Origin of the sequence: Romboutsia ilealis, assembly GCF_900015215.1 — a bacterium.
GTDB lineage: Bacteria > Bacillota > Clostridia > Peptostreptococcales > Peptostreptococcaceae > Romboutsia > Romboutsia ilealis.
This window is the reverse complement of the sequence record NZ_LN555523.1, coordinates 1,323,779-1,347,854: the sequence shown is the minus strand read 5'-3', so window position 1 is coordinate 1,347,854 and position 24,076 is coordinate 1,323,779. Positions and strand designations below refer to the sequence as shown.

The window sequence follows — 24,076 nt, the reverse complement described above, 5'->3', positions numbered from 1 at the left end:
GGGATGATTTCTATGAAATATGCAAAAAGGGTAATGAGTCTTACTTTAGTAATGGGATTAATGGTAAGTAGCTTAACAGGTTGTACATCAAGTAAAGATGATACAGCAAATAAAGGTGATAAAACAAAGGTAGTATTTCAAATAGGAACAGCACCACAAGAAAAAATAACAGCTGCATTTGAAGAAGTCACTGAAAAATTTGAAAAAGAAAATCCAGATATAGATGTAGAGCTTTTAATAGGGGCTAGTGGATTTGAAGAAATGATGAAAACTAAAATGGCAGCAAATGACTTACCAGATTTATGGACTACACATGGATGGTCTGTAAATAGATACAGTGAATATTTAAGACCATTAAATGATAGAGAATGGGCTAAAAACGTATCAGAACAAATAAAGCCTGTTATAACAGATGAAGAAGGAAACTTCTTTGTACTACCTACAGATATGGATATAGCCGGTATTGCATATAACAAAGATGTATTAGATAAAGCAAAGGTTAATGTAGATGACATAAAAACTTGGGATGATTTTTATGAAGCTTGTGAAAAGGTAAAATCAACAGGTGTATCTCCAATACATGTAGGAGGTAAAGAAACTTGGACTGTTGGTAATATATTTGAATATATAGCTCCTCCAGTTTTAGTAACAGATGAAAATAATAGTGAAGCAGAATCATTAAAAGATGGAAGTTTTGACTGGTCAAAGTGGACTCCTGTAGTTGAAATGTTAAAAACTATGAATGAAAAAGAATACTTTAATGTAGACAAGGTATCTTCAACTTATGCAGATACTTCAAAAGCATTAGCACAAGGTCAAGCAGCATTTTCTTTTGTTGGAAGTCAAGCTATAAGTGAAGCTTGGAACTTTAATCCAGATGCAAATTTAGGATTTATGCCAGTTCCAGCATATTACGAAGGGGATGAACCTACTTTAATAGCAGGTGAAAAAATGGCTATAGGCGTTTGGAAAGACACAAAAAATGAAGAAGCAGTACTAAAGTATGTAGATTATTTAGCGAAACCAGAAAATATAGAAATACTAGCGACATCAAATATAGCTCCAGCAGGTCTTACAAACGGAAGTAGTGATTTAGGTAAATTAGGAGAGTTTTATGATAAATATAAGGATGTTGAAACAGTACCATATTTTGATAGAGAATATTTACCAAGTGGAATGTGGGAAACTCTATGCTCAACAGGTACAGGAATCTTAACTAATGAATTAACTGTTGAAAAGGCAGTGCAACAAGCAAAAGCAAATTATGAACGTTTAAAATAGGGTGTAATTTAATAAGGGGGAATAGTAATGCAAGCAGTAGGAAGACATAAAACTACTAAAAATACTCAAACAAAAAAAGAAAGTAAATCCTTAAATAAAAAATCACCTAAGAAGAATTTGATAAATTTAATGTATATGCCAGCAGTAGTATTGTTTGTGATATTTGTTATATATCCATTCTTAGATGGAGTTAGAATATCTTTAACAAACTGGAATGGATACTCACAAGAATATAGTTATATAGGATTTTCAAATTATAAATCACTATTTAAAGATGAGAATGTGATAATAGCACTAAAAAATACATTTCTTTATGGTGTTGGAAGTACTATAATACAGCAAATAATAGGACTTTCTTATGCAGTATTTTTAAACAATAAGTTCAGATGTAGAGGATTTGCAAGAACTGTAATATATCTACCTATAATGGTTGCATCAGTAATCATGGGATATATTTGGTATTTCTTATTACAGTATAATGGTGGAGCTATAAATGATATATTAATAGCTTTAGGTATAGAGCCCATAGATTTTATAGCAAATGGGAAATTAATGGTTTGGATTATAGTGTTAATAAACTCTCTACAATTTTGTGGGGTATCAATGGTAATATACTTAGCTGGGCTTCAAAATATATCAGAAATGTATTATGAAGCAGCAAGATTAGATGGAGCAACAAAGTTACAGCAATTTAAAAATATTACCTTACCTTTATTAAAACCAGCAATAGTAACTAGTGTTACTTTAAACTTAATAGGTGGATTAAAATTATTTGATGCTATAAAAGCATTAACTAACGGTGGTCCAGGGTACACTACTCACTCACTATCAACTTTAATAAATTATACATATTTTAATTCTCAAAGTGCAGGATATGCAGCTGCTATAGGTATAATGCTATTTATAATAATACTAGTGACAACATTAGTGCTTAATAAAGTGCTTGATAGAAAGGACGTGGCGTAAATTGAAGAAAAAATCAAATATATTAAGAAGTGTAGTAGCAATAGTTATATCACTATTTCACTTAATACCATTTTATATATTAATAACAACAGCTTTAAAGCCAATGACAGATCTATCTTCTAGATGGATATTTCCAAAGGAAATTCATTTAGAAAACTTTACTTATGCACTTGAAAAAGGTGGATTAATAACTGCAATGTATAATAGTATAATAATAACTGTAATAAGTGTATTGATTATAGCATTAATTGGAGCAACAACAGCTTACCCATTAGCTCGTATAAAAACGAAGACGAATTCCGTAGTGCTAAACTTAGTTGTAGCAGTTATGATGATACCTCCTTTAAGTATGTTAGTTCCTCTTTATTCATTACTTACAAAAATAGGAGCAATAAATACATACTGGGGAATAATCGTAATAACAGTAACTATGGGATTACCACTTAGTATATTTTTATATAGTAATTTTATAAGTACTATACCAGTTGATTTAGAAGAAGCTGCATCTATAGATGGATGCAGTAGATTTAAATCTTTTTATAAAGTAGTGCTTCCGCTTTTAAAGCCAGTAACTGCTACAGTAGTAATATTAACAGGAGTGAATGTATGGAATGATTTCCAATTCCCATTATACATATTACAGGTTCCAGAGATGAAAACCTTAACGCTAGCTGTATCATCATTTTTCTCTCAAAATTCATCAAACTTAAATGCAGCAGCAGCATCAGCTTTAATAGCTATAATACCTGTAGTTATAATATACTTACTACTACAAAAACAATTTGTTCAAGGTATGGTAGATAGTGCAATTAAATAGGAGGAAATATGAAAATTATAGACAGTAAAATTTGGGAGATAGGAACTAAGCTTTATGATTTAATAGTTATAAATTTACTGTGGATGATATTTTCAATTCCTTTGGTAACCTTAGGGCCTGCAACTTATGCAGGTCTTAAGTGCATTGAAGAATTAGAATATGGGAGTTCACATAATATTTTTATATTATACTTAAATAACTTTAAAGAAAATTTTTTAAGTCATATGTTAGGATTTAATACCTTATTAGGGATATTAATAGCTTTTGGAAATTTTGCAATTAATATGTTTTACAGAGAGAATTTTATCTTGACAGGGTTATGTATATTTATAATGATAGAAAGTATATTAGCAATAGGCGTAATATTTACTAATTATGATAAAAATCCAATTGATTTAATATTAAAAAGTATTATTATTGGAAATAAAAAAGTTTTAAATATATTATTATCATTAGCTTTATGTATATGTGTATTTATAGCTACTGTATATATTCCCGTATTATTTCCAATAACTATAGCTTTATGTATGTTAATATCATATAAAACAGTGTATAAGCTATATTAATTGACAGAAAATATAATCTATAGTAAAATGTGCTTAACAAAGCATATATAAATTCATAAAATGGATGAATGTTTCTACCAACTGCTGTATTAATTGATTATATATTTTCCTTGAGGAAAGTTTATACAATTTAATATAGAGTTGGTATTTTTTACGCTTAAAGTATATTATACACTCTAAAACATGTGGATAACTTATGAATGTAAGTAATATCAATAAACCGGTTTTAAGCGGAAAAAAGATTTTAAAATACTTAGCTCATATAGTGGCTTAAGCAACGGATGAAGTCTTTAGCGACATAAAGTGTTTTGCAGACACGTCGCTCAAGCGAAGCGAATTTTATTTAATAAAGGAGAAATAATATGGCAGATTATATAACAACCTATTCAAAAATACATCTTGCACCAATTGAACCTGAAGAAAAAGATATATTAATAGAAGATATTGCTCATGCACTTTCTCTTATGTGTAGGGCTAATGGTCACTTTAAAGAATTTTATTCAGTCGGACAACATTGCATATATTGTTGCGAAGAAGCGATTAAAAGAGGTTATAGTAATACTGTAGCATTAGCTTGTTTATTACATGATGCTAGTGAAGCATATTTAGCTGATATTACAAGACCAGTTAAGAAAAATTTACAAAACTACTTAAAAATAGAAGAAGTATTGCAAAATACTATATATGAAAAATATATAGGAAGAGAGTTAACAAAAGAGGAAGAAGAATTAATATCTTTAGTTGATGATGCAATGCTTTATAATGAATTTATTCATTATATGAATGAAAAACTTCAAACTAAAGATACTCATTTAGTAAGTAAACCTGCTTTTGAATTTATAGAATTTTCTAAAGTTGAAAATAAATATAAAGAGCTATTTAATATTTTAGTTAATAAATGTAGAGAAGAAAATACAGCAAAAAGTTGTTTTTAATAATATATATATGTTTTAATAATAATTCAACATTATAAAACTAAAAATAATACTATAAATATATTACTTTATATTTTTATAAATAAATATGAATTAAGTATATTGTATACATTAATAAAGTAAATAGTGTACAAAATATAAAAAATAATGTTTAAGAATGAAATTATTAGGTATATATATAACATAATAAACTATCAATAAAAATATTAATAGCTGGAGGTAATATAATTATGAAAAAATTCGTTTGTACAGTATGTGGATATATACATGAAGGGGAGACTGCTCCAGAAGTTTGTCCAGTATGTAAGGTTGGGGCAGATAAGTTTGAAGAAATGAAAGGTGAATTAAAATGGGCTGATGAACACAGAATAGGTGCAGCTCAAGGTGTAGATGAAGAAATACTTGAAGGATTAAGAGCAAACTTTGTTGGAGAATGTACAGAAGTTGGAATGTACTTAGCAATGGCTAGACAAGCTGATAGAGAAGGATACCCAGAAGTTGCTGAAGCTTACCAAAGAATAGCATTTGAAGAAGCAGAACATGCTGCTAAATTTGCTGAATTATTAGGTGAAGTAGTAGTAGCTGATACTAAGGCTAACTTAGAAGCAAGAGTTGAAGCTGAATACGGAGCAACTGAAGGTAAATTAAAGATAGCTAAGAAAGCTAAAGAGTTAGGTCTTGATGCAATACATGATACAGTTCATGAAATGTGTAAAGATGAAGCTAGACATGGTAAAGCATTCTTAGGATTATTACAAAGACATTTTAATAACTAATATATACACACCCTTAAATAGGGTGTATTTTTTATGTATAATTAAATTATGAGGTTAAATCAAAGAAGAAACAAACTATGGCACCTAAAATACCTATAAATATTGAACTATATTGTGTAACATATCTCGCACATGGAGTAATAGTTACAAGACTAGTGACTGCCCTAAAATCATTTCTAAAAATGAAAATCTTTTATGTTCTATATAGTGAAAAATACTCCATGTAATCATACCAAATACACCTGCAACACCTGTATTTGTAAACACTATAGTTGAAGTATCAGCTGCGGCCAATGAACTACCTGCATTAAAAACAAACCATCCAAATAGTAAAATACCAGCACCTACTGAAACAAGACCTAAGTTAAAAGGTTCTTTATCATTTTTTACTGCCCTATTTCCTAAGACGCGTATGCCTGCTACACATCCAAAACCTGCAGTAATATGTATTATTAATACTTTTATCCATCTGACAATAGTAATTCTATTAGCAAAATCTCCTGTCATAAAAGGTGTAGTAATTATAGCGAATATTAATTGATACATAAAGAATAACACCACTGATATCACTTTCGAATACCATGCCAAATTCACCAAATATCAATAAAACTGTAACAATACCTATTGAGATAAAGCATTAGAACATTATAGTTAAAGAATTTTTTTCTCTCAACTAAGCCTCTATAAAATAATGCTAACCCTGGGATCATAATCAAAACAAGAACGGTAGATATAATCATAAATGCAATATCACCATGAATAATCATTTTTTTTCACTCTATTCAATCAGATTTAAAAACTATAAATATAAATTTATACTTAATAGCTTTTCATATTTTGATTTTGTAATGCAAATTAAATAAATTTTACTATCAAATAAAAATTAAAAAATACATTTTTAAATATTAGACGACACGTTGTTAAAGCAAAAAATTTTTTATTATTGTAATTAATTGAGTTGAAAATTAGAATAAATAAACTGAAAATTGTAAATAATTAATTTGTAAAAAATTCCAATAAAAGGAGGCATTTATGAGATTAACACCTAAAGAAATTGAAAAATTAATATTACACTGTGCGGGAGAATTAGCAAAAGACAGAAAAAATAGAGGGATAAAATTAAACTTTGTAGAGTCAACTGCACTTATATCATCTGAACTTTTAGAATTGGCAAGAGAAGGAAAGTCAGTACCAGAGTTAATGAACTTAGGAACAAAAATGCTTACTAAAGAGGATGTTATGGAAGGAGTTGCTGAAGTTTTACATGAAGTTCAAATTGAAGCAACATTTCCAGATGGAACTAAATTAGTAACTGTACACAATCCAATTCAATAAAAAGAGGTGAAAATTATGGTACCAGGAGAAATAAAACCAGCTAGAAAAGAAATAACTATAAATGAAGGTAGAAATTCAATAACTTTGAAAGTCGCAAATACGGGAGATAGAGCTATACAAGTTGGATCTCATTATCATTTTTTTGAAGTTAATAAAGCATTGAAATTAGATAGAGAAAAAGCCTATGGTATGCATCTAGATATAGCAGCAGGAACATCGGTTAGATTTGAGCCAGGAGAAGAAAAAGAAGTAAACTTAGTAATGTTTGGTGGTAGTCAAAGAGTATTTGGGTTTAATGGATTGACAGAAGCACAAATAAATGACACTACTATAAAAAGATCGTTAGATAATGCAAAAATAAAAGGATTTATTAAATAATAAGGTAGGTGATAAATATGAGTCAAAAAATAGAAGCAGGTAAGTATATATCAATGTATGGTCCAACAGTTGGAGATAAAGTAAGACTTGGAGATACAGATTTATTTATAGAAGTAGAAAAAGACTACACAGTTTATGGAGATGAATGTAAATTTGGTGGTGGAAAAAGTCTTAGAAATGGTATGGGTCAATCAGCTACAGGAACTAGTAAAGGTGGAGATTTAGACTTAGTAATAACTAACGCATTAATACTTGATTACTGGGGGATTGTTAAGGCTGATATTGGTATAAAAGATGGAAAAATAGTTGGAATAGGTAAAGCAGGAAATCCTGATATTATGGATGGAGTAGATCATAATATGGTAGTTGGGGCATCTACAGAAGCTCTTTCTGCAGAAGGTGCAATAGTTACTGCTGGAGGTATAGACACTCACATACACTTTATATCTCCACAACAAATAGATACAGCACTATATAGTGGTGTAACAACTATGATAGGTGGTGGAGTAGGTCCATCAGATGGTAGTAATGCTACTACATGTACACCTGGTCCTTGGAATATGGAGAGAATGCTTGAAGCAGCAGAAGAGTATCCAATGAACTTAGGGTTTTATGGTAAAGGAAACTGTTCAACAAACTCAGCTTTAGCAGAACAAATATTAGCAGGAGCAGTTGGACTTAAAATACATGAAGACTGGGGAGCAACTCCAGCGGTAATTGATACTTGCTTAAATGTAGCTGAAGAATATGATGTGCAAGTTGCAATACATACAGATACATTAAATGAAGCTGGATATATAGAAGATACAATAGAAGCAATCGCTGGAAGAACTATACATACATTCCATACAGAAGGTGCAGGAGGAGGTCATTCACCTGACATAATAAAAGCAGCTGCTTTTGGAAATGTATTACCAGCATCAACAAACCCAACTATGCCATACACTGTAAATACAATAGATGAACATTTAGATATGCTAATGGTTTGTCACCATCTAGATAAAAAAATAGAGGAAGACGTTGCATTTGCAGATTCAAGAATAAGACCAGAAACAATAGCGGCAGAAGACGTACTTCACGACATGGGAGTATTTAGTATAATGAGTTCTGATTCTCAAGCTATGGGTAGAGTTGGAGAAGTTATAACTCGTACTTGGCAAACTGCTCATAAAATGAAGGTACAACGTGGCCCATTAAAGGAAGAAAAGGGAGACAATGATAACTTTAGAGCTAGAAGATATATAGCAAAATACACTATAAATCCAGCTATAGCACAAGGAGTTTCTGATTATATAGGCTCTATTGAAGTTGGTAAATTTGCAGATTTAGTAGTATGGAATAATGCTTACTTTGGAGTAAAACCAGAGATGATAATAAAAGGTGGAATGATAACTGCTGCTAAAATGGGAGATCCTAATGCATCAATACCAACTCCTCAACCAGTAATATATAGACCTATGTTTGGAGCCCAGGGACAAGCTAAATATAAAAGCTGTTTAACTTTTGTATCAAAAATATCATATGACAATAAAATAAACGAAAAGTTAGGTCTTAAAAAGACTGTTTATCCAGTTAAAAACTGTAGAAATATAGGAAAAAGAGATATGGTGCTAAATGATCAGACTCCAGAAATAACAGTAAATCCAGAAACATATGAAGTTAAAGCAGATGGTGTTTTATTAACTTGTGAGCCAGCAAAAGAATTGCCGTTAGCTCAAAGATACAACTTATTCTAAGGATAGAAGGTAGATAAAATGCTAGGAGTAGTTTTATTATATGTAGGAATAGTATTAATAAATAACGGTATAGCAAGAATCACTAATATTGATTCTAAATCAGCAGCAGTAATGAATGTTTTTGTAGGTTTATTGTCTATAATTATTAATATTATAACTATAGTACATGGAGACTTTATATTAATAGATGATGTAGGTGATTTTTATTCAGCAGCTACAGGCTTATTATTTGGATTTACATATTTATTTGTAGCTGTAAACTCTATATTTAACTTAGATAATAGATTATATGGTTGGTATAGTTTATTTGTTGCAATTAATACTATACCAGCAGCTTGGATAGATTTTTATATAAATGGAGACTGGAAAATGGCTATAATTTGGATACTATGGGGTATTTTATGGCTAACAGGTTTCATAGAAAATGTATTAAAGAAAGAATTAAAGTTTGTACCTTACTTAGCTATATTTGAAGGTATATTTACAGCATGGATACCAGGATTTTTAATTTTAACAAATTTATGGTAAATAAATAGGAGCGTATATGTTAGTTGAAAAAGTAATTGGAAATATAAATGATGAACAATTTAAAAATAGTAATATTGATTATGTAGATATAGAGTGGCATGAAGCATTTAAAAAGCTTCATAGGAAAACTAGCCAAAGTGGAATTGAGGTGGGTATAAAACTAGATAATGATATATTAACAAGAGGGCTTCGTCAAGGTGACATACTAGCTATAAATGAAGACAATGTTATAGCTGTTAATATTCCTAAAGATAAAGCATTAGTTGTTAAAGTTGATAATACTCATTTAGTTCCAAAGGTTTGTTATGAAATAGGTAATAGACATGCTACTTTATTTGAAGGAAGTAGTCACAATGAGTTTATAACAATATACAGTGAGCCAATGAAGGAAATGCTAGAAAAAATAGGAGCAAGTGTTACAGTAGAAGAAGTTCAATTTGATTTTAATAAAAGTATATCATCATCTATAAATTCACATCATCATTAAAATATTAATGAAGGGATATACACATGAAAAGTTCTATAGATAAAAATTTATTTATGTTATTTCAAATAAATGATTCTTTATTTCCAATAGGAGCATATAGTCATTCATATGGGCTTGAAACATATATACAAAAGAAGTTAGTTACAAATGTAGATACAGCATTTGAATATTTAAAGTGTAATTTAAAATCTAACTTCTTATATAGTGAATTGTTGGCTATAAATTTATCATATGAATATGCAGATAAAGAGCGTTTAGATAAATTAATAAGATTAGATAATATATTAAATGCAAGTAAATCACCTAAAGAAATAAGATTAGCAAGTCAAAAATTAGGCTCAAGATTTATAAAAACATTAATGAGTACAGATATTGATTATAAAAATAATAACTTTATAGATTATGTAAGTAAAAGTAAAGATAATTTACCTACGCATACAGTTGCATATGGAGTATTTTGCCAGTCAGTAGGGATTGAAAGAGAAAGAGCGATAGATGGATTTTTATACTCTTATACCTCATCAACAATTACAAATTGTGTAAAAAGTATTCCTCTTAGCCAAACTCAAGGTCAGCAATTACTTTATAAATCATACGATATATTTGAAGAAGTAATTAATAAATTAGATGAATTAACAATAGATGATTTATGTTTATCAACACCAGGATTTGATATAAGATGTATGCAACATGAAAATCTTTACTCAAGACTTTATATGTCATAATGAAATGGAGGGATTTTTATTTCTTACGTAAAAATAGGAGTAGCGGGACCTGTAGGTTCTGGTAAAACTGCTTTAATAGAAAAATTAATAAGAGTGATGTCAAAGGATTATAGCATCGGTGTAATAACTAATGATATATATACAAAAGAAGATGCAGAGTTTTTACATAAAAACTCGATACTACCAATAGAGCGAATAGTTGGTGTTGAAACTGGAGGATGTCCTCATACTGCAATTAGAGAAGATGCTTCTATGAATTTAGAAGCAGTTGATGAATTAGCTAATAAATTTCCAGATCTTGATATAATATTTATAGAAAGTGGAGGAGACAACTTATCAGCAACATTTAGTCCAGAATTGTCAGATGCTACAATATTTGTAATAGATGTAGCTGAAGGAGATAAAATCCCTAGAAAAGGTGGTCCTGGAATAACACGTTCTGACTTATTAGTGATAAATAAGATTGATTTAGCACCATATGTTGGAGCAGATCTTTCTGTAATGGAAAGAGACTCAAAGAAAATGAGAGACGATAAACCTTTCATATTCACTAATATTAGAGGAATGGAAGGAGTAAATGATGTTGTAGATTGGATAAAATCTAATGTATTATTAGAAGGGTTAAAGCAGTATGAGTAATAAATATGCAGAAATTTCAAGGGTAAAGATAAGAACATTAAATAAAAATGGTAAAACTATACTTGATGATGTTTATTTTACTTCACCATTTAAGGTTGCTCCACCATTTTATAAAAGTGATGATTTTATAAAGGTTATAATTATGTCATCTTCAGCAGGTACTATGGATGGAGATGTTCAAGAGTATGATATAACTTTAGGTGATAATACTAAGATGGAGCTTACTTCACAGTCTTTTGAAAAAATACACACTATGATAGAAGACGAGGCAAAAAGAGAATGTAATATATATATAGGAAAAAATAGTTTTTTTAGATATAATTTACTTCCTACAATTCCTTTTAAAGACTCTGCTTTTAAAAGTAATATAAATATAAAACTTGAAGATTCATCATCTAAGTTGATATTTATGGATATTATAAATTGTGGAAGAGTAGCACATGGTGAAAAGTTTAAATACAAATATTATAAATCATATGTAGAAGTTGAATACGATAATAAGCTCGTATATGTAGACAATACTAATTATAATCCAAAAGAGATGGATATAGAGAATTTTGGAATGTACGAAGGATATACTCATTTTGCAAATATACTGATAGCAAACTTTACAAATAATAATGAAGTTTTAAATACTATTAGAGAAATTTTAAAAAATAGTGATGTTGAGGGAGCAGCCTCTATTACTCAATATAATTATATAAGTATTAAGATACTTGGATACAATTCAGATAAATTAATACAAGTTAGTGATAAAATAAGTGAATACTTAATGAATTTAGATATAAATTAAATAATATAATTGAATCTGTTAAATTAAATTATTAAAAAAGAAGGTTGCCTAAGGATAACCTTCTTTTTTATATATAAGAAAACTATAATATGAAAAAGAAAGTTAATCTCTGAATAGAGGGAATATTCATAACTATATAAGTGCAAAAAATTATAATCTTTAAAAACTATGAATAGAACTTATATATAATAAGTAACATAATATATTTTAAAAGAATAAAATAAAGTAAAATTGAGTATTTTTTTATTATAAAGTCGAAAAAAATAGTAATTAATTAAAATACATCAAGGAGGTATAGTATATGACAAATTTAGTAATTATAGGCTCAGATGTATATGCTCGTAGAGTTATTAAATGTATAGAAGCTCTTATAAAATCTGGTGAAGAAATAAGTATAAAGGGTATAGTAGATAATAATGAAGAAAAAACTGAGATAAAAGGATATAAAATACTAGATAAAATAGAAAATGCTAGTTTGTATAATGATGAAGATACTAGCTTTATAATAGCTATAAAAAATAATAAGACTAGACAAGAAATATCAGATAAATTTAAGGAATTTGATTATTACACAATTATTCATCCTAAAGCGAAAATAGGTAAGAATGTATCTATAGGTAAAGGAAGTATAATAATGGATGAAGCTGTTATAAATGATAATACTAAAATAGGTAATTATGTAATAGTTAATCATGGATGTATAATAGATGAAGAAGTGATAGTTGAAGACTATGTTAATTTATTACAATCAACTGCCTTAGGTAAGCAAGTAAAGGTAGATTCATTAACTAAGATAGGCAGAGATGTTTTAGTAATAGCAAAGATTTCAATAGGTAAAAAAAGTATAGTTAAAAACGCATCAATAGTAATAGAAGATGTAGGAGATAATTGTATTATGGAAGGAACTCCGGCTAAAATTATAAAAAAATTATAAATCATAATAGCTCCATTTAATTAATTAAAATTTAAATTTATGATATGATTAAATGAGGTTATTTCTTATTATAATAATTTTAATATGCTTAGTAAAATTATTAGCGCAATAGATAAAATTATTTAAATAATTAAAGTATGTAAATGAAAAATAAATAATAAATAAAGGTAAATTTCTCTTTTAACTAAGAGGAATTTTTTACTTTTGTGGAAGATATTTTTAACTTATTATATAAATTTAGTTTATTTTTACTATAAAAATATAGTTTGAATTTAAAAATCATAAAGAAAAAGAGATTTAAGAAAGGGGGAAGGCATTGATACATAAGGAAAAACTTATATAGAAAAATTACAATAGAAATAAGTGTAATAAGTAGTAAATAAATGTAATTTTACGTTTTTTAAGACTTAACCTAGATTTTACGATATACTAAAAGTAACAAAACGGTAACAAAAGATTTGGAGGGATTATTATGAAAATAAAATTAATAATGTCTACACTTGCTATAACTTTTATGTTAGGCTTTAATACATTAGCCTTTGCAAATACAACAAGTGACAAAGGTAGTACAGAAAATAGTAATCAACAAAAATTAACATATAATAATGGATACGTAAATTCAGACAGCGTTAACTTCCGTAAAGAAGCATCAACAAATTCAGATATATATAAAGTATTAGATAAAAACACTAGCGTAACTATATTAAGTTGTGAAGATGATTGGAGTAAGATAAAAATAAATGATACAGTAGGATATGTCTATACAAAATATATAACTACTGGTAATAAAATTGTAGATGTTTCTAATATTGATGAAAGCAATATAATAAGCTTAGATGTTAAGGCTACAGCTTATGCGGGAGATACTATAACATCTACAGGGATTGTACCTATAGAAGGTACGACTATAGCGGTTGATCCAAGTGTAATACCTTATGGTTCAAAAGTTTATATACCTGAGTTTGATAATGTGTTTACAGCTGAAGATTGTGGAAGTGCTATAAAAGGAAATAGAATAGATATATTTATGTCTAGTGAAGCAAAGTGCAACGAGTGGGGAGTAAAAAATATTACTATCTATGTATTAAAATAATATAGAATATTAATATAAAATATATTTTAGCAAATAATAAAAAGTAGCTTATTAATTGTAAGCTACTTTTTATTATAAATAATATTTTGAGCAACGGATGAAAAAAGATAGCTTGCCGATACACCGTTTAAGCAAAGTGAAATTTAGATTACATACAAGATATTCCTATTACTCTAGGGCCAGAGTGAGAACAGACAACACATCCTATATTAACATCATAAACATTTTTAACTTTAGCTTGATTTAATAAAGTTTCTCTTAGTGTTTTTAAATCTTCTTTATTATCTCCATATCCAAGGAAAATAGTTCTATTAGTTAAGTCATCTCCATACTTTTCAACTAAAGAATTTACTAAGGTAGTGAATATTTGTTTTTTACCTCTTACTTGGGATTTTTGAACAACTAAACCATCTTTGATAGTAAGTATTGGCTTTATATTAAGTAAACTTCCAAGAGCTGCCTTAGTAGATGATATTCTACCACCCTTTTTTAAGTACTCTAATGTATCAACAGAGAATATAACTTCTATGTCGTTTTTAAGGTTTTCTAAGTTTTTTACTATTTCATCAACAGATAATCCTTTTTCGACCATTTCACAAGCTTTTATAACTAATTGACCAGAACCTATAGAAAGATTGAAAGTATCAAATATAGTTATATTAGCATCAAAATCATTTTTTGCAAGTACAGCACTTTGGTAAGTTCCAGATGCAACTGATGAACCTGCAAGATAAAGAATTTCATCATCTTTATATTTTTCAAAGAATTTTACAAATTGAGCATATGTAGCTTGTGAAGTTTTAGGCATAGTACCATTTTCTTTAAGCATTTTATAAAACTTTGTAGTAGTTATATCAACTCCGTCTAAATATTCTTTTTCATTAAATATAACTGTTAGTGGAACTATATCTATATTGTATTTTTTTATTATTTCAATTGGTAAATCTGTTATACTATCACATAATATTTTTATCATTATTTACAACTCCTCCAAATACCTTGAATAACATAAGTAATATTATAGTATCACGAGATAGGCATAAAGTAAATGATTTTTTGATAATCAAAATAATTGATGTGTGAAATAATATTAAAAATAGTGTGACTTAAGGATTTTATAAGCCACACTATTTTTAATTTGAAATTTATATATTAACTTATTATTTAATTACATCTATAAGATTTGAAAAAGAAATGCTTATGCTTTTAGCTTTTTTCTTCATAAATAGAGCAAGAAGCCCGATTAATATATGAGGTAATATTATAAAAAGAGAAGAAACTATGTAATTTGAATCAAAAATAATTAAACTTACTTTATATAAACAAATTATACATAATATTATTAAACATAAATATTTCACGTGAGTAAAAAATATTTCTTTGAAAATTTTAGATGCATTTTTATATTTTTCAATATCTATACAATGCAAATTATTTAAATCTTTTTCAACTAATGGATTACAGCAAAATTTTAAGAACTCATTTACTGTAAATAAAAATAAATTAAATATTGCGAAAAACATCATTGTAATTCTTAATAATAGATATAATTGACTAATGTCTTTATTAATATAATTGTTAAATATAGATATACATATAGGATCAAATATTAAGAAAAATACAGTTGAAATTTTTAAAAATTTTTCGTTTAATAATATGTTTTTTAATCCAAGTAGCTTTGATGCGTCTATACATGTAAGTTTTTTTCTCATATAAATCCTCGTTTCTTTAAATAATTAATATAGTATATTATACGATAAAATGTCGAAATATGGAATGTATTAGATTTAAAAATAAAAAAATATAACAAGGAATAATTAATAAAGCTATTATTGAAAGTTTACTCTTAAATATTATAAATAAAAATTTTGTTAGATAACTGTTGCTTTATAATAGATAAAAATATCTAGGAATTAAATATTGATATCCTATTATTATTTTATAGACCACTATATACTAAAAAAGCAAGGTAAGTGGTTCTATGAGAAAATATATTATATATGGTAAAATATAGCTTGACTTAAACATAAAGAGGAGGAGATAAGGTGAACTCATTGATAAGTAGCGATAATACATGGGTGTTATGGACATTCTTAGTCGTTTGGTCTGCAATAAGTATAGTATTAGAACAAAAATATAAATGGGCATCTAAAATAACAGGTGCAATTATAGCATTATTAGGAGCAATTATATTTGCAAATTTAAAAATAATACCTACAGAAAGTAGTGTATATGATTCAGTTTGGTCATATGTAGTGCCAGTTGCAATCCCGCTTTTATTATTAAAAGCTGATATAAAAAAGGTTAAAAATGAAAGTGGAAAAATGCTAGGTGCATTTCATGTATCAGCCTTAGGAACAGTAGTAGGTACATTTATATCTGCATTTTTACTAAGTTCAATAATACCACATATAGCTGAAATAGCTGGAATGATGACCGGTTCATATATTGGAGGAGGGGCTAATTTTGTTGCTATGACGAATGCTTTTAAAGCTCCAGAAAATATAACTAATGCAACAATAGTAGCTGATAATTTAGTTATGGCTGTATATTTCTTTGTAAGTATGTCAATACCTTCAATATTATTTTTCAAAAATAAATGGGGAATGGCTACAGAAGGTGAACAAAACAGTGGTGGAAGTTCTACATATTGGACAAAAAAAGAGATATCATTAAAAGATATAGCTGTGGCTTTAGCAATTGCTTTTTCAGTAGCAAGTTTATCTAACTTATTATCTGAATATATCTCATCAATAATACCTACTTCAAATGTATTCTTAAAAATGGCTAATTCTATTTTTGGAAATATGTATTTAATAATGACGACTTTAATGTTAATAGTAGCCACGGTATTTTCTAAACAGTTAGAAGAAATTAACGGAGCTGAGGAAATAGGTACATTTTTAATTTATTTATTCTTTGTAGTTCTTGGTGTTCCTGCATCTATATCAGAAATAATAAAAAATGGTGCATTTATATTAATTTTCTGTATACTAGCAGTATTTATACATTTAGTTGTAACTTTAGTAGTAGGTAAACTATTTAAGTTTAAATTAGACGAACTATTGCTTGCATCAAATGCTTGTATAGGAGGTCCAACTACAGCTGTAGCTATGGCTATAGCTAAAGGATGGAATAGTTTAATAATTTCTACAATGATAGCTGGTGTATGGGGATATGTTTTAGGAAATTATGCTGGAATAATTGTTGGAAATATACTTCAAATTATTTTGAAATAATAGTTATAAATAGTCAAAAAAGGTTAAACTTATTGATGTATTCAAAGTCTAGCCTTTTTTTGAGCTTAAAGGATATTATAATACTTAAAAAATGTGGATTGCTTTTGAATTTAAGTAATATTAATATAATGAGGAGAAAAATGTAAAAATATGCTATAATACAATAAAATAGAATAAAGGAATTGGAGATGAGACTTTGGAAGATGTAAAAATATCAATACGATCAATAATAGTTTATGAACTTATAATGATAATTGGAACGATAATAATGAGTAGTTTTATTAGAATAAGTGATAATAATTTGACTCAATTAATAAGTAATTTTGTAATTCAACTTATATCATCAGGATATTTAGCTTATATTATAAAAAAATTCTATAAATTAGAGAATATAGGATTTTCAAAGATAAATAAAGACAAGTTAGTATGGTTTGTACCATATATACTTATATTAACGCCTATGTTATATAAATTTATAGAAGGAATTTTAAAAAACATATCATACTTTAATAGTACAACTTTAATAAGTATAATTCTTATATTCATAGGAACTGTAATGGCAGGTTTTTCAGAAGAGATAATGTTTAGAGGTATGTTACTAAATACATTAAAGGGAAAAATACCTTTAATAAGTGCAATGATTGTAAGTAGTTTAGGATTTTCTTTTGTACCACTAGCTATTATATTAAATAATATATTGCCTTTGGCTATTTTTCATACTTTATGGAATTTTATAATTATAGCATCTTCTACTATGGAAATAAGTATATCCAATGTATATCTGCTTTGTAATCCTATAAATATTATAATATCAATTATATTATGGACTATTATTATAAAAAAACATAAAAAGAGTACATTCTCTAAAAATAAATTGGTATTTAGTAAAAAATTAAGAGATAAAATATAAAAAAGACAGATCCGATTTCTGTCTTTTTTATAGAATATGAAAAATTTTATTAAATGAGTATGAGTAATATAATAAGGATGTACTTAGATTATATCCAAATATATAGATTTTATACATTTATTTAAAAATTTTATAAAATGATAGCAGGTACTATATATTTACTATATTGATTTAAAAGTGTAACTAATACAAGTTAAGAAAAGAAGTAGTTTTTAAGATATTTATATACAATATGTAATTAAAAAATTAAATACATGGTAAAAAAGACAGGTTAAAAACCTGTCTTTTATTGTGGAGTATAAAAAATAAAAATTAATGAGTATATTACGAGTAATATTAATGAGGATTATATTTAAATTATTGACTGGATTTTAAATATTATACACTTTAAATTAAATAATTTTAAATTTTATATTAAAAATTATATTATACTTTCCATAAATTGAATATCTATAAATATAATAGGCATAAATTTATATTAAAATAATATGAAAATACCGTAAATGTATGGATGGAGTAAATAAAGTGGTAGGGGGTTAGTATGATGAATAAAAATATATTAGATGTGATTGGAAACACTCCTATGGTTAATTTATATAATATAGGAAGAGGAAATATATATGTAAAGTTAGAAAAGTATAATCCAGCAGGGAGTATAAAAGATAGAGCAGTTTATTATATGATAGAAAATCTTGAGGAAAGTGGATTATTAAAAAAAGGAGACGTATTAGTAGAAGCAACTAGTGGGAATACAGGTATAGCTTTATCTATGATAGGAAGTTTAAAAGGCTACAAAGTGATTATAGTAATGCCAGAAACTATGAGCGTAGAAAGAAGAACTCTTATGAAAGCCTATGGTGCAGAACTTATACTAACAGATGGGTCCTTAGGGATGAAAGGCTCTATAGAAATGATGAATAAACTTTTAAGTGAAAATTCAAATTATAGAAGCTTAAGACAATTTGACAATGAATATAACCCTTTTGCACATTATGAAACAACAGGTGCAGAAATATTTAATCAAGTTAAGGATGTAGATATATTTGTATGTGGTGTTGGAACAGGTGGAACTATAAGTGGAGTAGGTAAATATCTTAAAGAACAAAATCAAAATATAAAAATAGTTGCAGTTGAACCTGAAGGTTCACCAGTTATATCTAAAAATAAAAAAGGGTCTCATAAGATACAAGGTATAGGAGCTGGATTTATACCTAAAAACTACAACGCAAATGTTGTAGATGAAGTTATGACAATAACTGATGAAGAAAGTTATGAAGGGGTTAGGATGATGGCTGAAAAGGAAGGGATATTAGTTGGAATATCATCAGGAGCCAATGTATATGCTGCATTAAAATTATGTAAAATGTATCCTGATAAAAAGATAGTTACAGTAGCACCAGATGGAATAGACAAATATATGTCTATGGGAATATTTTAAATATAATATAGCTTATATAATGAAGAAAGTAAATTTTTATAAAAAAGGGTCGATTTAAATGTTTTATAAAATTAAAAAAGATATAGAATATATAATGGAAAATGATCCGGCAGCTAGAACAAAGTTAGAAGTATTTTTGTTATATCCATCGATACACGCTAGATTAGCACACATGTTTTCACATTTTTTGTATAAGAAAAAATTATTTTTTTTAGCAAGATTAATTTCCCAACTAGCGAGGTTTTTTACAGGTATAGAGATACATCCAGGTGCAACTCTTGGAGCAGGAATATTAATTGACCATGGTATGGGTGTTGTTATAGGTGAAACTGCACAAATTGGTAACAGGGTAACCATATATCATGGAACAACATTAGGCGGGACAGGTAAAGATAAAGGAAGAAAAAGACATCCAACTGTAGGTGATAATGTTGTAATTGGAGCTGGAGCGAAGGTATTAGGTAATATAAATATAGGTTCAAATTCTAAAATAGGATCTAATTCTGTAGTTATTAATGATGTTCCTAAAGGAGCTACTGTAGTTGGTATACCTGGTAAAGTTGTTAAGATAAATAAATAAAATAATGGTATATTATTTATTACATTTAAATTCAAAACTTGAAAAATAAGTACTTAATCCTACAAAATAAAGGATAGAGTACTTATTTTTTACGCTTAAGGATATTATAATACTTAAAAAAATGTGGATAAATTCTGAATGTAAGTAATATCAATAGATTGGTTTTGAGCGTAAAAAAGATTTTGAAATACTTCGCCCACGCAGTGGCTCAAGCAACGGACGAAGTCGTTGGCGACATGAAGTGTTTCGCCGACACGTCGCTCGAGCGAAGCGAATTTTTTATAATAATTGAATAATAGAGTAATATAAAAATTAGCTTAATTTAGAATAATTTAAATAAGAAAGAGAGGCTAATTTATCCATTAAACTCAAATATGTTATGTAAAAATAAGTATTAATTTTTATTGATAGTATATGTTAAGTAGAAGAAGATAAATTAATTATATATGGTATAATAAAAGGATAAATAATATAACGAGGTAATAACTATGGACATAAAGGAAATATTTAAAGACAACGGAATATTAAAAAAGAAAAATAAAAACTATAAAAAAAGAGTATCCCAAATAAAAGCAGCAATATTACTTGAAAAAGCTATAAAAGATAAAAATCACTTTATATTAGAAGGGCCTTGCGGGTTTGGTAAATCTATATCTTACTTAATACCTAGTATAAAGAATTTAATAGAAACTGACTATGACGGAAGGATAGTTTTAGTTACTTCAAATATATCTCTTCAAGAACAGTTATATAACAAGGATTTGCCTTTTGTACTAGATGTTTTTGATGAATTATATCCAAATAAGAAAGTTTCAAATAATATAAAACCAGCAGTATTAAAAGGAATTGGTAACTTTTTATGTATGGAAAAGTTAGAAGATGAAGACTTCTTTGCAAAACAAACTTTAACTAATAAAAATGAAATGGATAGGTTATGGAGTTATTATCAAAAAACAGAAGATGGAGACTTAACAAAAAGCGACTTTTTATTAAGTAATGAAATGAGAAAACTAACTACAGTAGACAGTGTAGAGTGTAAGTCAAATTTCTGTCCATACAAAGACAAATGCTTTTATACTCTACATAGAAAAAAAGCACAACAAGCAAAAGTGGTAGTTACGAATTATCATATGTTATTTAGTTGTATGAATGCTAATAGCTCAGTGTTTAATGATGCATCACTTATAGTTTTTGATGAAGCTCATGAAGCAGAAGATATACTTAGAGAGTTTAATGCAAGTCAAGTAAGTATAGGTACTGTAGAGTATATAGAAAAGAAGATAAAAGAAATAGAAAACAAATTAGGTCGTAAAAATGAAATATTAGGGATTGAAAATACAGAAAAACTATCAAATTATGCTAAGGAGTTTTTCAAAGGTATAGAAGAAAGATATGAAAAAACTATATACTTAAGAGCTAAAATAATAGATAGTCAAAAAGATTTACCTGATAGTGAAAATCTAGTATTTATGCTAAATGATACTATTAGAAGATTGAAAAAAGCAAAACTTAATATAGAACAAGTACTAGATATAGAAGGTCAAAACCAAAATAATGATGATGTACCAAAAGACGATGATGGAAATGAAGATTTTAAATCAGCTATAGTAGTAACAAAAAACCTTATAACTACTATAGAAAACATGGTAGAAATGATTCATAGAGTAGATGATATATTACAGGATAAAAATATAGTAATATGGGTTGAGATAGAAAAAGGTGTAGTAGTACTTGGTAAAAAAAATATAGATGTATCGCAAACCTTTAAAAGATATTTCTTAGAAAAAGAGGAAGACGGTGTTGAGAAAACGTGTATATTAACTTCAGCTACTATAAGCGTTGATGGTAATTTTGAATACTTAAAAAACAACTTAGGGTTTAACTTAATAGATAAAGATAAAGTAGTAGAGTTTATGGGGAAATCACCTTTTGATTTAACAAATCAAGAATTATGGTATCTTCCAAAGGATGCAGTGCCAGGAAATGATGAAAACTTTGAAGTTACTATGACTAATCAAATAGAAAAAATAATAAAGGCTACAGATGGAGGAGTGCTTTGTTTATTTACCTCTAATAGAAATTTAAGCATATGTAAAAGAGAACTACTAAAAAAACAGATAGGACATAAAATTTATGCACAAGGGGATATGGGAAGGAATAAGCTTACAGAATTATTTAAAGAAGATTATCATAGTACATTACTTGCTACTAAATCATTTTTTACAGGCATAGATATACCAGGGCAATCACTTAGATGTATAGTTATAGATAAATTGCCTTTTACATCACCAGGAGATCCAGTTAATCAAAAGTTAAAAATGAGACCAAACTATTTTGCTAGGTTCATGCTTCCACAAATGATAATAACATTAAAACAGGCAGTGGGTAGGGGAGTAAGAAGTGTTGATGATAAGTGTGTAATATGTATTTTAGATGAAAGATTATCAACTGCTACTTATAAAAATAAGGTGCTTAGTAGCTTTAAGTATAAAAAAACTGCAACAAGAAGCTTAGATAGAGTTAAAAGCTTTATAGAAAATAATAAATAATATTTTTTAATGCATGTTATAGCTAAGGTTTAATATAAATAAAACTATGGGGGTGGATATAATTATGATTAAATTGATTGCATCAGATTTAGATGGAACATTACTAGACAATAATGGAAATATTCCAAAAGAGTTTGGAAGTATTATAGAAGAACTAAATTTAAAAAATATTAAATTTGCAATTGCAAGTGGTAGAAATTATAGAGAAACAGTTCATCGATTTGAAAAATATAAAAATGATATAATATTTATTTGTGACAATGGTTCGAGTGTTTATTATAGAGATGAATGTATTTATTGTAATACTTTAGACAAAGACACAGTAGATAATCTTATAAGTATAGGTAGAAACATTTCAAATTCTTATGTGACTTTATCTGGGGATAGAGGTTTTTACATAGAGGATGAAAGTATTGCAAATGATATTAGAAATATGTGTCTAAATGAAGATAGCGTAATAGTGGTAGATAATTTAAATAATGTTAAAGACTTAATATTTAAGGTAAATATATATGATTTAGTTAATACTGAAACTAACAGTTATAAAGAGTATGCTAAGTTTAATTTAGCTGGTATAGTAGTAAGACCATCTGGGACTAATTGGTTAGATATATATAATAGTAGTACTAACAAAGGAACTGCGATAGATATAATTCAAAAGAAATTTAATATTGATAAAAAAGAAACTATGGTATTTGGGGATTTCTTAAATGACTTGGAAATGATGGAAAATGCATACTATAGCTATGCTATGAAAAACGGTCATGAAAAAATTAAAGAAGTTTCAAATTTTGAAACAGATTTTACTAATAATGAAAATGGAGTAATAGAAGTTATTAAAAAATATGTTTTAAAAAATGAATATGCAACAATAGATTAAATATAAATACACCTCAAGACAAAATAGTTATTAAGAGGTGTATTTATATATTTATTAAAATAAAAAATGTTTTACTCATTTTACGATTTTAGAAATATTGATATTACATTTATTTAAAGAATATCTTCATGATGAAATTTTATTATACAATAGTTTTATATACAAAAAAACTCTTAGCCTAAACTAAGAGTTTTTTACTGGCGGGAATAACAGGACTCGAACCTGTGACCCATTGATTAACAGTCAATTGCTCTACCAACTGAGCCATATTCCCATATATGGCGGAGAGGGTGGGATTCGAACCCACGGTGCGTTTCCGCATCACTGGTTTTCAAGACCAGCTCCTTAAACCACTCGGACACCTCTCCGTTACAAATATTATTTTAGTAAATTTATCTATTTTCGTCAATAGTTTTTTGAAAAAATTTACAAATTATAAATTTAAAGATGTGTTACTTAATTTAGCAACTAAAAAACTTCTATAAATATAA

The 24,076-nt window shown here is 27.5% G+C and carries 25 protein-coding genes, 2 tRNA genes and 1 riboswitch; of the genes, 22 read left to right on the top strand and 5 right to left on the bottom strand.

What is annotated here, in order from left to right:
* Window positions 1–12: 12 nt before the first annotated feature.
* From CRIB_RS06330 to CRIB_RS06305, 6 genes are all read left to right on the top strand, one after another.
* Window positions 13–1,281, top strand: coding sequence for an ABC transporter substrate-binding protein (locus CRIB_RS06330; RefSeq protein ID WP_180701559.1), 1,269 nt, complete (start codon window positions 13–15; stop codon window positions 1,279–1,281).
* A 27-nt stretch (window positions 1,282–1,308) separates the two neighbouring features.
* Window positions 1,309–2,247 carry a carbohydrate ABC transporter permease gene (locus CRIB_RS06325; protein ID WP_180701558.1) on the top strand — a complete coding sequence of 313 codons (939 nt, stop codon included), beginning with the start codon at window positions 1,309–1,311 and terminating at the stop codon, window positions 2,245–2,247.
* Between the two features lies 1 nt (window position 2,248).
* Window positions 2,249–3,064: a carbohydrate ABC transporter permease gene (locus tag CRIB_RS06320; protein WP_243633472.1), complete on the top strand. Its 816-nt coding sequence runs from the start codon at window positions 2,249–2,251 to the stop codon at window positions 3,062–3,064.
* 8 nt (window positions 3,065–3,072) lie between these two features.
* On the top strand, window positions 3,073–3,630 hold the full coding sequence (locus tag CRIB_RS06315; protein WP_180701557.1) for a DUF624 domain-containing protein: 558 nt from the start codon (window positions 3,073–3,075) through the stop codon (window positions 3,628–3,630).
* A gap of 23 nt (window positions 3,631–3,653) precedes the next feature.
* A riboswitch (purine riboswitch) is annotated at window positions 3,654–3,750 on the top strand.
* Window positions 3,751–3,992: 242 nt separating this feature from the next.
* A complete protein-coding gene (locus CRIB_RS06310) occupies window positions 3,993–4,565 on the top strand; it encodes a phosphohydrolase (RefSeq protein ID WP_180701556.1) in 573 nt (190 codons plus the stop codon).
* A 230-nt stretch (window positions 4,566–4,795) separates the two neighbouring features.
* Window positions 4,796–5,341: an NADH peroxidase gene (locus tag CRIB_RS06305; protein ID WP_180701555.1), complete on the top strand. Its 546-nt coding sequence runs from the start codon at window positions 4,796–4,798 to the stop codon at window positions 5,339–5,341.
* Between the two features lie 144 nt (window positions 5,342–5,485).
* Here CRIB_RS06305 and CRIB_RS12635 read toward each other — a convergent pair whose 3' ends face one another.
* Window positions 5,486–5,887, bottom strand: a complete 402-nt coding sequence (locus CRIB_RS12635) for an ammonium transporter (protein ID WP_180701554.1) — start codon at window positions 5,885–5,887, stop codon at window positions 5,486–5,488.
* Between the two features lie 486 nt (window positions 5,888–6,373).
* Here CRIB_RS12635 and ureA point away from each other — a divergent pair, with 486 nt between their 5' ends.
* The 10 genes from ureA to CRIB_RS06250 all read left to right on the top strand — a co-directional run bounded on the left by ureA (window position 6,374) and on the right by CRIB_RS06250 (window position 13,989).
* Window positions 6,374–6,676 carry an urease subunit gamma gene (gene ureA, locus CRIB_RS12630; RefSeq protein ID WP_243633471.1) on the top strand — a complete coding sequence of 101 codons (303 nt, stop codon included), beginning with the start codon at window positions 6,374–6,376 and terminating at the stop codon, window positions 6,674–6,676.
* Window positions 6,677–6,691: 15 nt separating this feature from the next.
* Window positions 6,692–7,054 carry an urease subunit beta gene (gene ureB / locus CRIB_RS12625; RefSeq protein ID WP_243633470.1) on the top strand — a complete coding sequence of 121 codons (363 nt, stop codon included), beginning with the start codon at window positions 6,692–6,694 and terminating at the stop codon, window positions 7,052–7,054.
* Window positions 7,055–7,071: 17 nt separating this feature from the next.
* Window positions 7,072–8,790, top strand: coding sequence for an urease subunit alpha (gene ureC / locus CRIB_RS06290; RefSeq protein ID WP_180701553.1), 1,719 nt, complete (start codon window positions 7,072–7,074; stop codon window positions 8,788–8,790).
* 18 nt (window positions 8,791–8,808) lie between these two features.
* Window positions 8,809–9,318, top strand: a complete 510-nt coding sequence (locus tag CRIB_RS06285; protein WP_180701552.1) for an AmiS/UreI family transporter — start codon at window positions 8,809–8,811, stop codon at window positions 9,316–9,318.
* A gap of 16 nt (window positions 9,319–9,334) precedes the next feature.
* Window positions 9,335–9,805, top strand: a complete 471-nt coding sequence (locus CRIB_RS06280; protein ID WP_180701551.1) for an urease accessory protein UreE — start codon at window positions 9,335–9,337, stop codon at window positions 9,803–9,805.
* A gap of 23 nt (window positions 9,806–9,828) precedes the next feature.
* Complete coding sequence (locus CRIB_RS06275) at window positions 9,829–10,530, top strand: urease accessory protein UreF (protein ID WP_180701550.1); 702 nt, start codon at window positions 9,829–9,831, stop codon at window positions 10,528–10,530.
* Window positions 10,531–10,542: 12 nt separating this feature from the next.
* On the top strand, window positions 10,543–11,169 hold the full coding sequence (gene ureG / locus CRIB_RS06270) for an urease accessory protein UreG (RefSeq protein ID WP_330404968.1): 627 nt from the start codon (window positions 10,543–10,545) through the stop codon (window positions 11,167–11,169).
* The gene (locus CRIB_RS06265) at window positions 11,162–11,962 is read left to right on the top strand and encodes an urease accessory protein UreD (protein WP_180701549.1); all 801 of its coding nucleotides are present in this window, start codon (window positions 11,162–11,164) and stop codon (window positions 11,960–11,962) included. Before ureG ends, CRIB_RS06265 begins: the two co-directional genes overlap by 8 nt.
* Window positions 11,963–12,263: 301 nt before the next feature.
* Entirely contained in the window at window positions 12,264–12,896 is a 633-nt protein-coding gene (locus CRIB_RS06260; protein WP_180701548.1) for a PglD-related sugar-binding protein, read from the top strand.
* Between the two features lie 472 nt (window positions 12,897–13,368).
* Window positions 13,369–13,989, top strand: a complete 621-nt coding sequence (locus tag CRIB_RS06250; protein ID WP_243633469.1) for a 3D domain-containing protein — start codon at window positions 13,369–13,371, stop codon at window positions 13,987–13,989.
* Window positions 13,990–14,137: 148 nt separating this feature from the next.
* On the opposite strand, the gene CRIB_RS06245 is transcribed toward CRIB_RS06250, so the two are convergent.
* Both CRIB_RS06245 and CRIB_RS06240 read right to left on the bottom strand, forming a co-directional pair.
* Window positions 14,138–14,965, bottom strand: a complete 828-nt coding sequence (locus tag CRIB_RS06245) for a DegV family protein (RefSeq protein ID WP_180701547.1) — start codon at window positions 14,963–14,965, stop codon at window positions 14,138–14,140.
* 184 nt (window positions 14,966–15,149) lie between these two features.
* Entirely contained in the window at window positions 15,150–15,701 is a 552-nt protein-coding gene (locus CRIB_RS06240; protein WP_180701546.1) for a hypothetical protein, read from the bottom strand.
* Between the two features lie 333 nt (window positions 15,702–16,034).
* On the opposite strand from CRIB_RS06240, the gene CRIB_RS06235 reads away from it, so the two are divergent.
* The 6 genes from CRIB_RS06235 to CRIB_RS06210 all read left to right on the top strand — a co-directional run bounded on the left by CRIB_RS06235 (window position 16,035) and on the right by CRIB_RS06210 (window position 23,585).
* Entirely contained in the window at window positions 16,035–17,228 is a 1,194-nt protein-coding gene (locus CRIB_RS06235; protein WP_180701545.1) for a DUF819 family protein, read from the top strand.
* Between the two features lie 196 nt (window positions 17,229–17,424).
* The gene (locus CRIB_RS06230; protein ID WP_180701544.1) at window positions 17,425–18,138 is read left to right on the top strand and encodes a CPBP family intramembrane glutamic endopeptidase; all 714 of its coding nucleotides are present in this window, start codon (window positions 17,425–17,427) and stop codon (window positions 18,136–18,138) included.
* A gap of 541 nt (window positions 18,139–18,679) precedes the next feature.
* Complete coding sequence (cysK, locus tag CRIB_RS06225) at window positions 18,680–19,576, top strand: cysteine synthase A (protein ID WP_180701543.1); 897 nt, start codon at window positions 18,680–18,682, stop codon at window positions 19,574–19,576.
* 58 nt (window positions 19,577–19,634) lie between these two features.
* The gene (gene epsC / locus CRIB_RS06220; protein WP_180701542.1) at window positions 19,635–20,156 is read left to right on the top strand and encodes a serine O-acetyltransferase EpsC; all 522 of its coding nucleotides are present in this window, start codon (window positions 19,635–19,637) and stop codon (window positions 20,154–20,156) included.
* 488 nt (window positions 20,157–20,644) lie between these two features.
* Window positions 20,645–22,705, top strand: a complete 2,061-nt coding sequence (locus CRIB_RS06215) for an ATP-dependent DNA helicase (protein ID WP_180701541.1) — start codon at window positions 20,645–20,647, stop codon at window positions 22,703–22,705.
* Window positions 22,706–22,769: 64 nt separating this feature from the next.
* Window positions 22,770–23,585 (top strand): HAD family hydrolase, encoded by an 816-nt coding sequence (locus CRIB_RS06210; RefSeq protein WP_180701540.1) that lies wholly within the window; start codon window positions 22,770–22,772, stop codon window positions 23,583–23,585.
* A 198-nt stretch (window positions 23,586–23,783) separates the two neighbouring features.
* On the opposite strand, the gene CRIB_RS06205 is transcribed toward CRIB_RS06210, so the two are convergent.
* Window positions 23,784–23,859 (bottom strand) — tRNA-Asn (locus tag CRIB_RS06205).
* A gap of 5 nt (window positions 23,860–23,864) precedes the next feature.
* Window positions 23,865–23,953 (bottom strand) — tRNA-Ser (locus CRIB_RS06200).
* Between the last annotated feature and the right edge of the window lie 123 nt (window positions 23,954–24,076).